Raw genomic sequence first — 11,612 nt, 5'->3', positions numbered from 1 at the left:
TGCGCTGTGAATAACAAAAGCTTGATCCTTGTCTCTTGATTCTCTACAGGTTCGTTAGAAAATAAATCCGAAATCGAACTGCCATCCTGAGCAAGTCGAAGGACGAAATCAAAAATCGATCAAGCTCTTGTATCATTCCCGTGGTAGATACTCAGGTAGCTTTCGTAGCGCGAAGGTTCTATTTCGCCATTCTCTAAGGCCTCTAATACGGCGCAGCCCGGCTCGTTGATGTGGCGGCAGTTATTAAAGCGGCAGTCGTTCATGCGTTCGCGGATCTCCGGGAAGAAGTGGCCCAGTTCCTGCTGGCCGATGTCGATGATACCCAGTTCACGGATTCCGGGGGTATCAATAATAAAACCGCCTTCTGGCAGCTCAAACATTTCGGCAAAGGTGGTGGTGTGCATCCCCTTATCGCTCCATTCAGAAATTTCATTGGTGCGTAGTTCCAGTTTAGGCAGGATGGCATTCATCAGGCTGGATTTGCCCACGCCGGAATGCCCGGAGAACAAGGTAGTCTTATCTTTCAGCTTGCTTTTAAGTTCGGCTATGTTAGTCCCGTTCAGGGCCGATACCAAATAACAAGGGTAGCCTATGCTTTCATAAATGGCGGTATACTCTTTTAATATCTCTAAGCCTTCGTCGCTAAACAGATCCAGCTTATTAAATACTAAAGCCGCCGGGATATCATAGGCTTCCGCAGTCACCAGGAAACGGTCTATAAAACCCAGCGAGGTACGGGGCGAAGCCAGCGTCACGACCAGAAAAGCCTGATCTAGGTTGGCGGCAATGATCTGTGCCTGTTTAGAAAGGTTGATAGATTTACGGATGATATAATTCTTCCGGTCTTGCAGTTTGGTGATCACGCCGGTCTCCTGGTCGGGTTCCAGTTCAAACTCCACCTGATCGCCAACGGCAATGGGGTTGGTGGTGGTGAGGCCCTTAATCCGGAACTTTCCTTTAATACGGCAATCTACCAGTTCGCCTTGCGGCGTACGTACCTGGTACCAGCTCCCTGTCGATTTTGTGACCAAACCCTGCATCTGTCAAAAGTACAAAAATGGGTTACAGGCGAAAAAATAAAAAGTTTGTGTTGCAGATATAAAAATTAAACCCCTATATTAGGGCCGTCTTAGATAAAGACACCGGCTTAGAAATGATTATTAACAACACCATTATGACAGCGATTATTATTACCACCTGCGATAGACAGGGAGGAAGATAACCGCATGGTGTAAAGACAAACATAAAAAACCAGCAAGCGCCTTCCTCCAGAAACGGGGAAGGCGTTTTTGCTTTTATCACGCTATGAAAGTTTTAAAATTCGGAGGAACCTCTGTCGGATCAGCAGCCAGCATCAGCACACTGGTAAAAATTATTAAGCAGGAAAGCCAGGCGAAAGAAAAGCCGGTGATTGTACTTTCGGCCATGAGCGGTGTAACCAACCTGTTGTCTGAAATGGCAGAGAAAGCCGCCGCAGGCGAAAGTTTTACCCCTCAGCTTGCCGAACTGGAGCTTAGGCACTTCAACACCGTTAAGGAATTACTGGACATCCAGCAGCAGAACCCGGTGTTTACCCGTCTGAAAATTTACTTTAACGAATTGGAAGACCTGCTGCAGGGCGTATTTACCCTGCGCGAACTGACGCCAAAAACCCGCGACCTGATCTTGAGCTACGGCGAACGCTGCTCTACGCTAATGGTAAGCCGTATTGCTATGCAGCACATGCCCGAAGTGCTTTTTACAGATACCACCGAATTAATTAAAACAGATAGCGATTTCGGACAGGCGAAAGTGAACATGAAGCTTTCTGAACTGCTGATCCGCACACTTTATAACGAGAAAAAAGACCACATACTGGTGGCTACCGGTTTTATCGCCAGCAACGACCTGAACCAGGTAACCACTTTGGGCCGCGGCGGAAGCGATTATACTGCTGCTATTTTCGGTTCTGCACTTAATGCGGAAGTAATTGAAATATGGACAGATGTGAATGGCATGATGACTGCCGATCCGCGGATTGTTAAAAAGGCATTCTCGCTGCCAGATCTTACCTATACAGAAGCCATGGAGCTTTCTTACTTCGGCGCAAAGGTGATCTACCCGCCGACGATGATCCCGGCTTTTTTGAAGAAAATCCCGATCGTGATCAAGAATACCTTCCAGCCGGATTTTGAAGGCACCGTGATCAGCGCGGAAACCAAACCATCCACCCAACCTATCAAGGGTATCTCATCCATCAATGAGGTAAGCGTAATCAACCTTATCGGCAGCGGCATGGTAGGAAAGGCAGGCTTCAGCGGCCGTTTGTTCTCGCTGCTGGCCCGCGAGCAGATCAACGTGATCCTGATCACGCAATCCTCGTCAGAGCATAGCATTACGTTTGCGGTGCATCCGGCAGAGGCAGAGAAAGCGAAGAGCCTCATTGAACAGGAATTTGAACTGGAACTTGGCGCACGCAAACTGGAAAAACCGGTAATTGAAAAGAACCTGGCTGTTATGGCCATTGTAGGCGAGAACATGAAGCAAACGCCGGGCATGTCTGGCAAGATATTCCATGCGTTGGGCCGTAATGGTATCAACGTCAGGGCTATCGCTCAAGGATCTTCAGAGTATAATATTTCGGTGATCATCTCGGCACCAGACCTGGCGAAAGCACTAAATGCCGTTCACGAATCGTTCTTTGTGCAGCTGAACAAAACACTGCATGCGTTCTGCCTGGGCACCGGTAACATTGGTAAAACACTGTTCAAGCAATTGAACGAACATAGCCAGTACCTGCGCGAGAACAACCGCATCCAGGTAAAAATTGTAGGCATCAGCAACTCTCGAAAAATGATCTTCGATCCGGAAGGGCTATCACTGGATAACTGGCAGGATAATTTGCTGGAGTATGGCGAAGAAGCTAACCTGGGTCGGTTTGTAGACATCATGAAAAGCATGAACCTGCCGAATTGTGTATTTGTGGATAATACAGCCAGTCCGCTGCCGATCAAATACTACGAAGAAGCCTTTAAGGCGAATATTTCGGTAGTCACCTGTAATAAGATTGGCAACTCTTCTGCTTACAGCCAGTACAAATCATTTAAAAATACGGCCGTACAGCACGGGGTAGATTTCTTCTACGAAACCAATGTGGGTGCAGGTTTACCCATCATCCGTACCCTGCGCGACCTGATCGTAAGCGGCGACCGTGTTCGCCGGATAGAGGCCATACTATCGGGCACTATTTCTTTCATCTTTAATAATTTCAAGGGAGATGCCAGTTTTTACGATGTGGTAAAAATGGCGCAGGAGAAGGGCTATACCGAACCAGACCCACGCGACGACCTTCGCGGTACCGATTTTATGCGCAAGATGCTGATCCTGGCCCGCGACGCCGGTTACCAGATGGAATCTACCGATATTGATATCGAACCGATCCTGCCGAAATCATGTATCGAAGCGCCTACTGTTGATGCGTTCTACGCAGCATTGAAGAAAGAAGAAGCTTATTTTACCAAGCTAAAAGACAAGGCAGAAAAAGAAAACAAGGTACTGCGCTACGTGGGCAAGCTGGATAATGGTAAGGCTTCTATCACCCTGGAAATGGTTGACGACAGCCATCCGTTCTACATGATGTCTGGTGCGGATAACATCATCGCTTTCATCACCGACAGGTACTACGAACGCCCTATGGTAGTAAAAGGCCCTGGCGCAGGTGCCGAAGTAACTGCTGCAGGTGTATTTGCAGATCTGATTAACGTTGGGGCTAACTAACCCCCCAGCCCCCTAAAGGGGGAGTAAAGAAAATTACAAATGGAAAAGCAAATGCAAATGAGCATGCCAGATATAAAAGAAAAAAACACCCCCTCCAGGGGGATGGAGGTTGATACCATCCGCGTATTTGCACCGGCTACAGTCGCAAACGTTGTTTGCGGGTTTGACGTACTGGGTTTTGCCGTGAATGAACCCGGCGACGAGGTGGTAATGCGCCTTAAAAATCGCCCGGGTATCACTATCAGCAAAATTACCGGCGACGATGGCAAACTGCCTTACAACCCGTTCAAAAATACGGTGAGCGTTAGCGTAAAGCACTACCTGGATCATATCGGTCGCAGCGATGTGGGCCTGGATATCGAACTGCATAAAAAAATGCCGATCGGCAGCGGGCTGGGTTCCAGCTCTGCCAGTACGGTTGCCGGTTTGTTCGCTATAAAAAATCTGCTTGGTGATACCAGCGATCCGTCTACCCTGCTGCCTTTTGTAATGAAGGGCGAGGAGATGGCCTGCGGGCATGGCCACGCAGATAACGTTGCCCCGGCATTGATGGGCGGCTTCGTGCTGATCCGCAGTTATCAACCGCTGGAGGTGATCCGCCTGCCGTATCCAAAAGATCTATTTTGTGCCATTGTATTCCCGCAGGTAGACGTACCTACCCGCGAAGCCCGGCAGATCATCCGCAATAAAATCCTGCTGAAAGACGCGGTAACCCAATGGGGAAATATCGCCGGGTTGATCAGCGGTTTATACACGAATGACATTGAGCTGATCGGCCGTAGTATGGAAGATGTGCTGATTGAACCCGTTCGCGCCATGCTAATCCCAGACTTTTATAAACTGCGCGATATCGCCATGAAAAGTGGAGCTGTCAGTTTTGGTATCTCTGGCTCTGGGCCTTCTGTATTTGCATTTGCGAAAGATCCTGAAACGGCTAAACAGATCAATCAGAAAATCCAGGCGCATTTAACCGGTATCGGCATCAACTCGTACCAATACGTATCATCTATCAACGGCGAAGGTCCGCGTGTGTTGGACTGAGTTGAAGATGTGCAGATGAGTAGGTGTGCGGATATGCAGATAAAAAGATAGTTTAAACAATTCGAAATTGAACATTCGAAATCCGAAATTATAATGAATTTTTATAGTACTAATAATCCGGCATTACGGGTAGGTTTTAAAGAAGCGGTGTTTAACAGTATGCCGCAGGATAAAGGCCTTTACATGCCTGAACATATTCCTCAATTAAGCGAGAAATTTTTAAATAACCTTGATCAATATACCCTGCCGGAAATTGCTTTCCATGTAGCAAACGCTTTATTGGGAAGCGATATCCCCGAACAGGATTTAAAAGCCATTATAGATGACGCCATCAACTTCGAGGCGCCGATAGTAAAGTTGGAAGAAGACGTTTATGTGCTGGAGCTTTTCCACGGACCTTCGCTGGCGTTTAAAGATTTTGGCGCGCGTTTCATGAGCCGGATTATGGCCTGGTACCTGCGCGAAGGCGAAAAGCAGTTAGACGTACTGGTAGCAACTTCCGGCGATACCGGCGGTGCCGTTGCATTAGGTTTTTTAGGTGTACCAGGTACAAGGGTGACCATCCTCTATCCTAAGGGAAAGGTAAGTCCGATACAGGAACAACAGCTGACCACCAACGGCCAGAACATCCGCGCATTGGAAGTAGACGGGACTTTCGACGACTGCCAGGCCCTGGTGAAGCAGGCGTTTGTGGATGATGAACTGAACGAAAAATTCAGGCTGACGTCTGCCAACTCTATCAATATTGCCCGGCTAATCCCGCAGACCTTTTATTACTTTAATGCTTACGCCCAATTGCTGAAGCAGGATAAAACCAAGGTGGCGTTCTGCGTGCCGAGCGGTAATTTCGGTAATATTGGCGCGGGTTTATTAGCCTGGAAAATGGGTTTGCCGGTAACGCAGTTTATTGCGGCTACCAACTTAAATGATACTGTTCCAGCTTATCTGAAAACCGGTGTTTACGAACCGAAGCCATCGGTAGCTACTCTTTCTAACGCTATGGACGTTGGCAACCCGAGCAACTGGGCGCGGATCGCTAACTTGTTTAAAGACGATCAGGAAGAACTGAAGAAATTAGTCGTAGGTTATAGCTATAACGACCAGCAAACAGAAGAAGCCATACAACAAGTGTTCGAAAAGTATCAGTATGTGGTTTGCCCACATACAGCTATCGCCTGGAAGGCGTTGAAAGAATGGCAGGCAGAAAACCATAGCGATGTAGCCGGTGTATTTTTATCTACGGCACACCCGTGCAAATTCCCTGATGTGTTTATCGATGAAGTTGCAAGTGCTATCCATGTACCAGAAGCGGTAAAAGACCTGGAAGGCAGGGCAAAACAAGCGGTACCGTTGAGTAAAGATTTTGAAGGCTTTAAAGCGTATATGCTGGAGAATTAATTAGTTATACCATACTGAACTTGATAGCCAGGCATTAGCTGTCGCCCTGAGCTTGTCGAAGGGTAAAGCTATTAAGATGATGCTTCCCGAAACAACTCTTCGACAAGTTCAGGGTGACACTGCTTGGCATGGCATACATTATACCTACCCTATGATCAATACCATCATTTTCGACCTGGGTGCTGTTCTAATCGATTGGAACCCGGAATACCTGTACCGGAAGATTTTTAGCGACGAGCAGGAAATGCGCGATTTTCTAAGCACCATCTGCACACCCGCATGGAACGAGGAACAGGACGCAGGCCGGACATTAGCAGAAGGGACAGAAATACTGATTGCGCAACACCCGGAACATGAAGAAAGCATCCGTGCTTACTATGGCCGCTGGGAGGAAATGCTGAACGGAACCATAGAAGGTACAGTTGATATCTTCAAAAAATTAAAGGCCAGCGGCAGGTATAAAATTTACGCACTCACCAACTGGTCGACCGAGACATTTGAGATCGCTAAGCAAAAGTTCGAGTTGCTGAACTGGTTCGATGGACTGGTGGTATCGGGCGAAGAAAAGATCCGAAAACCTTTCCCCAAATTCTACCAAATCCTGCTCGACAGGTACCATGTAAAACCCGAAGAAGCTTTATTCATTGATGATAACCTGCGAAACGTAGAGGCCGCCCGGAAGTTAGGGATACCGTCTATTCATTTCACGTCGCCCCGGCAATTAGCTGATGCCCTGCCAGAGTTCGGGGTGGAAGTTTAGATTGACTTTTAATCATTCTCACGATCAAGTCCTTCCATATCGTTATGCTTTCCAAATAGGCTTTGGTTTACTATATTCGGCAATATGAAGCGATTTATTGCATTAGTACTGTTGTGCGTGATTTGTTTAAGAACAACGGCGCAGCAAACACAAAAGCCCATGATCTACGGTACCAGTTGGATGGCCATTACCGGCAAGCCGATGGCGGCTACAGCAGGGTCTATGATCTTTCAGCAAGGGGGAAACGCGGTGGATGCAGCCTGCGCTATGCTGGCCGCTACCTGTACCATGTGGGATACCCTAAGCTGGGGTGGCGAAACGCAAGCCCTCATCTATAACCCTAAAACGGGTAAAGTGATCGCCATTAATGCAATGGGCGTAGCCCCTACAGGCGCTACACCCGAATTTTTTAAACGTCTGGGTTATGAATTTCCGCCAGAATATGGCGCACTGGCTGCCACTACACCGGGCACGCCCGGCGGTCTGATCTACATGCTGATGAACTACGGCACCATGACGCTGGAACAAGTACTGGCCCCGGCCATGCACATGGCGGCGGGCTACGCTATCGAAGCGCAATCTGCTAATACCATGGCCCGCCAGGCAGATATGCTGCGGCAATGGCCTTACAGTAAAAAGGTTTTCTTTACGCATCCCGGCGCCAAAGTAGAAACACCCGAAGCCGGAGAAGTCTTTGTTCAAAAAGATCTGTTAGCTACATTGACCAAAATGGTTGAAGCCGAGCGTACGGCCCGCAAAGACGGCAAAAGCCGCAAGGAAGCACTGATGGCTGCTTACGATCGTTTTTATAAAGGAGATATCGCGCGCGAGTTTGTACGTGGCTGCCGCGAACAGGGCGGGCTGATCTCTATGCGCGATCTGGCTAACTGGCGCCCGGTTGAAGAAGAACCGTTAAAGATCAATTACAAAGGGATAGACGTATACAAGCTGCAGCAATGGACACAAGGCCCTTCTATGCTGCAGGCGCTGAACATCCTGGAGAACTTTGACCTGAAAGGCATGGGCTTTAACAGTACCAAGTATATTCACACGGTTTACCAGGCCATGAGCCTTGCCTTTGCCGACCGGGATTTCTACTACGGCGACCCTCGTTTTGCCAAAGGTTTGCAACCGATGAAAGGCTTGCTGAGCAAGGAATACGCCAAACAACGTGCTGCCTTGATCAACTTTGATCAGAACGATCCGAAGATTGGCCCGGGCGACCCATACCCTTTCGAAGGCCGGACCAACCCTTACATCCAGTTACTGAAAGATCGTGGGTTTGAACTGGATACCACCAAACGCAACTTCGCCCCTAAGCACGACATGGGTAACGTTTCGCCAAAGGTAGACTATCAGGACAGGCTGTGGCGCGGTACCACCTCTATAGAAGCAGCCGATAAAGATGGCTGGGTGGTATCGGTAACGCCAAGCGGCGGGTGGCTGCCTGCTTGCATAGCCGGTAATACGGGTGTCGGCATGAGCCAGCGCATGCAAAGCTTCGTGTTAGATTCGGCCCTGAACCCTTTTAACGTGGTAGCGCCTGGTAAGCGCCCAAGGGTTACGCTAACGCCATCTATGTTTTTAAAGGATGGCAAACCTTATCTCTCTGCCGCTGTACAAGGCGGCGATACGCAGGATCAGAACCTGTTGCAATTCTTCCTGGATGTGTTTGAATTTGGTATGCCGGTACAAAAAGCTACCGAAGCGCCCAACATTAATACCAACCAGTTATGGTTGTCTTTAGGCGGATCAAAACGGAACGACCGCGAACCGAAACCCGGTCAGATCTTACTAAACAGCAACACCCCCGAAAAAGTACGCGAAGAATTGAAAAAGATGGGTTATGATATGAGCTTTCTGGAACGCACCAGCGGCCCGGTTAATGCCATTTATTTCGACTGGAAACACGGCAGTATGTGGGGCGGATCAAGCAACCACGGTGAAGACTATGGCATTGGCTGGTGACCTTAAAACGTGACAGCCATCACAAAATAGCAGCCTTACAGTTATTGTAAGGCTTTTTTTATGGGCGAAAATTGAAAAGCCGCGACGGAAATTAAGGCTGACGCCTCCCCCTGCTGATGATGAGGATCATCTATGCGGGTGCTTCTCATCAAGGTATGCCCCGACAGCCCGCAATACTTTTGAGCCGTTCACTTAATACATAACATTATGAAAATTCTTCGACTATCTATCCTCGGCGTGTTATTAACTGCCGGTTTGAATGGCTTTGCACAACAGAAAAATGAATTTGATATACGCGTTCGTGCCTTAGGTATATTCCCGCAGGAAAGTGCGACGATAGGAGTAATTGGCGGTAACATTAACATCAGCAACGCTTACATTCCGGAGTTAGACCTTACTTATTACTTCGCCAAAAACTTCTCTGCAGAACTTATTTTAGGAACATCAAAGCATAAGGTACACACCACCGGCTCAAACCTTTCTGCCATAGGCGGCCCGGCATCTGCCGACGTTAATTTAGGCAGTGTTTGGTTATTACCGCCTACCCTTAACCTGCAATACCACTTACCCACCGGGACAGCTTTTAAACCTTATTTAGGTGCAGGTGCCAACTATACCATTTTCTACAGTGCAGATAAAGGCAGCACCGTGCAAGGTATAGATTACAAAAACAAGTTTGCTTTTGCAGCACAACTGGGTACCGATATTGATCTGAGCAAAAAAGTGTTCCTGAATATCGATATCAAAAAGATCTTCCTGACTACAGATGTTACCGTTGATGCTTCTAACCTAACCCCTGCAGGCAGCCCTTCACTGGCGCCAGTATTGCGGAACATTGGGGCAGATGTAAAGATAAAACCATGGGTGGTAGGGTTTGGTATTGGCTACAGGTTTAATTAGTTCACTCATTGTTACACAAACCATTACCTGGTTTAGCCACCTGCAAGAGGTGGCTTTTTTATTGGCTTCAAATCTAATTCTGGTGTAACAATTTCAACATCAGTAAATACAAAAGGTAATTTGGGCGCGGGGCAATTGTTTTTAACATCCCATTAGCTATATTTGCAACGCTTAAAATTTTCATTTTACAGAACATAATGAGAGAACTACAGTTCAGAGAAGCGCTTCGCGAAGCTATGAGCGAAGAAATGCGCAAGGATGAGAAAATATACCTGATGGGCGAAGAAGTTGCCGAGTATAACGGTGCTTATAAAGTTAGTCAGGGTATGCTTGACGAATTTGGAGCCAAAAGGGTTATAGATACCCCGATCTCTGAATTGGGTTTTGCCGGTATTGGTATCGGTTCGGCCATGAATGGCCTTCGCCCGATCATCGAGTTCATGACCTTCAACTTCTCACTGGTAGCTATTGACCAGGTGATCAACGGCGCTGCCAAGATCATGAGCATGAGCGGTGGCCAGTTCTCGGTTCCGATTGTGTTCCGTGGCCCAACCGGTAACGCAGGTATGCTTAGCTCGCAGCACAGCCAGTGTTTCGAAAACTGGTATGCGAACTGCCCGGGCTTAAAGGTAGTAGTACCTTCTAACCCTGCAGATGCAAAAGGTTTGTTAAAATCAGCAATTATCGACCCGGATCCGGTGATCTTTATGGAATCTGAGCTGATGTACGGTGATAAAGGTTTAGTTCCGGATGGCGAATACTATACAGAAATTGGTAAAGCTGCCGTAACTAAAGAAGGTACAGACGTTACTTTAGTTGGTTTCGGTAAAATTATGAAAGTGGTTAACGCTGCTGCTGCCGAACTGGAAAAAGAAGGTATCAGTGCAGAAGTGATCGACTTACGTACTGTTCGTCCGATCGACTACGCTACCGTAATTAACTCTGTTAAGAAAACTAACCGCATGGTGTTCGTAGAAGAAAGCTGGCCTTTAGGTTCTATCGCTACAGAGGTTGCCTTTAAAGTACAGAAAGACGCGTTTGATTACCTTGATGCACCTATTCTGCGCATTATGGGTGGCGACGTTCCGCTTCCTTACGCTCCGACCCTGATCCAGGAGTACCTGCCAAATCCAGAGAAAGTGGTAAAAGCAGTTAAACAAGTAATGTACGTTAACAAATAAGATCCGGAATAAGATCTTATCGACGAAAGATAAAAGGGCGCCTTCCTGTTGTATACAGGAGGGCGTTTTTGTTTTGCGGGGCTATTTTCAGGGTGAGTTTGGTATTAATGATTGATTTGGCAACTATTTATTAACCATCAGACCTTTTACCTCAAATATCAACTTCTGTTTGGGGTTAGCATTTACCTGGTGCTGCTTTTTACCGTGGACGGTATCACCTGCAAAGTGCTGCATGTCATCCGCAATAAATTGCTTTTGGGCTGTACCATCTGCAATTACCTCGCGCCCTCTTAGGTTTAAAGGCAGGTTGATGGACGCATTAGCGAAATGAGCCGAAATAATCTTGCCCTTCCCGGCGTCAATGTCAAACCAGCCACCCTTTGATTTGGTAACCCGCAGTACCTTACCTACAATTACCGCTTGTGTTCGTGTGCGTTTTCCCATAAAAGCCTCCAGGCGTGAAGCAGGCATCTGTTCAACGTTAGAGGGCTTCGAGCCGAAAGTCATGCCGTGGGGCAGGGGTATAAATTTCTGACTGTAAGCGGGCTGGAAAAATAGGCCTACAATAGCAACAGCAATTATCCTAAGTGTTTTCATTTAATAATTTA

The 11,612-nt window shown here is 47.5% G+C and carries 9 protein-coding genes; 7 read left to right on the top strand and 2 right to left on the bottom strand.

Annotated features, from left to right (window positions below):
* Positions 1–119 precede the first annotated feature (119 nt).
* On the bottom strand, positions 120–1,040 hold the full coding sequence (gene rsgA, locus MUY27_RS12875; RefSeq protein WP_245130440.1) for a ribosome small subunit-dependent GTPase A: 921 nt from the start codon (positions 1,038–1,040) through the stop codon (positions 120–122).
* A gap of 265 nt (positions 1,041–1,305) precedes the next feature.
* Between rsgA and thrA the strand changes: the two genes are divergently transcribed.
* The 7 genes from thrA (at position 1,306) to MUY27_RS12840 (ending at position 11,004) form a co-directional block, all read left to right on the top strand.
* A complete protein-coding gene (thrA, locus tag MUY27_RS12870) occupies positions 1,306–3,756 on the top strand; it encodes a bifunctional aspartate kinase/homoserine dehydrogenase I (RefSeq protein ID WP_245130439.1) in 2,451 nt (816 codons plus the stop codon).
* A 102-nt stretch (positions 3,757–3,858) separates the two neighbouring features.
* Complete coding sequence (locus tag MUY27_RS12865; protein ID WP_245130501.1) at positions 3,859–4,797, top strand: homoserine kinase; 939 nt, start codon at positions 3,859–3,861, stop codon at positions 4,795–4,797.
* A 93-nt stretch (positions 4,798–4,890) separates the two neighbouring features.
* Positions 4,891–6,195: a threonine synthase gene (gene thrC / locus MUY27_RS12860; protein WP_245130438.1), complete on the top strand. Its 1,305-nt coding sequence runs from the start codon at positions 4,891–4,893 to the stop codon at positions 6,193–6,195.
* A gap of 151 nt (positions 6,196–6,346) precedes the next feature.
* Positions 6,347–6,955: an HAD family hydrolase gene (locus MUY27_RS12855; protein WP_245130437.1), complete on the top strand. Its 609-nt coding sequence runs from the start codon at positions 6,347–6,349 to the stop codon at positions 6,953–6,955.
* An 84-nt stretch (positions 6,956–7,039) separates the two neighbouring features.
* Complete coding sequence (locus MUY27_RS12850; RefSeq protein WP_245130436.1) at positions 7,040–8,923, top strand: gamma-glutamyltransferase family protein; 1,884 nt, start codon at positions 7,040–7,042, stop codon at positions 8,921–8,923.
* 207 nt (positions 8,924–9,130) lie between these two features.
* A complete protein-coding gene (locus tag MUY27_RS12845; RefSeq protein ID WP_245130435.1) occupies positions 9,131–9,823 on the top strand; it encodes an OmpW/AlkL family protein in 693 nt (230 codons plus the stop codon).
* Between the two features lie 197 nt (positions 9,824–10,020).
* Positions 10,021–11,004: a pyruvate dehydrogenase complex E1 component subunit beta gene (locus MUY27_RS12840; protein WP_245130434.1), complete on the top strand. Its 984-nt coding sequence runs from the start codon at positions 10,021–10,023 to the stop codon at positions 11,002–11,004.
* A 123-nt stretch (positions 11,005–11,127) separates the two neighbouring features.
* Here MUY27_RS12840 and MUY27_RS12835 read toward each other — a convergent pair whose 3' ends face one another.
* Positions 11,128–11,601 carry a DUF4920 domain-containing protein gene (locus MUY27_RS12835; protein ID WP_245130433.1) on the bottom strand — a complete coding sequence of 158 codons (474 nt, stop codon included), beginning with the start codon at positions 11,599–11,601 and terminating at the stop codon, positions 11,128–11,130.
* Positions 11,602–11,612 lie beyond the last annotated feature (11 nt).

The sequence above is a fragment of the Mucilaginibacter straminoryzae genome (genome assembly GCF_022953055.1).
GTDB classification, from domain to species: domain Bacteria; phylum Bacteroidota; class Bacteroidia; order Sphingobacteriales; family Sphingobacteriaceae; genus Mucilaginibacter; species Mucilaginibacter straminoryzae.
This window is presented reverse-complemented; position numbering and strand designations above follow the sequence as displayed.

Excerpts from the sequence above, each read along its gene's own strand:
- rsgA (WP_245130440.1), bottom strand. The coding sequence starts at position 1,040 with ATGCAGGGTTTGGTCACAAAATCGACAGGGAGCTGGTACCAGGTACGT.
- thrA (WP_245130439.1), top strand. The coding sequence starts at position 1,306 with ATGAAAGTTTTAAAATTCGGAGGAACCTCTGTCGGATCAGCAGCCAGC.
- MUY27_RS12865 (WP_245130501.1), top strand. The coding sequence starts at position 3,859 with ATGGAGGTTGATACCATCCGCGTATTTGCACCGGCTACAGTCGCAAAC.
- thrC (WP_245130438.1), top strand. The coding sequence starts at position 4,891 with ATGAATTTTTATAGTACTAATAATCCGGCATTACGGGTAGGTTTTAAA.
- MUY27_RS12855 (WP_245130437.1), top strand. The coding sequence starts at position 6,347 with ATGATCAATACCATCATTTTCGACCTGGGTGCTGTTCTAATCGATTGG.
- MUY27_RS12850 (WP_245130436.1), top strand. The coding sequence starts at position 7,040 with ATGAAGCGATTTATTGCATTAGTACTGTTGTGCGTGATTTGTTTAAGA.
- MUY27_RS12845 (WP_245130435.1), top strand. The coding sequence starts at position 9,131 with ATGAAAATTCTTCGACTATCTATCCTCGGCGTGTTATTAACTGCCGGT.
- MUY27_RS12840 (WP_245130434.1), top strand. The coding sequence starts at position 10,021 with ATGAGAGAACTACAGTTCAGAGAAGCGCTTCGCGAAGCTATGAGCGAA.
- MUY27_RS12835 (WP_245130433.1), bottom strand. The coding sequence starts at position 11,601 with ATGAAAACACTTAGGATAATTGCTGTTGCTATTGTAGGCCTATTTTTC.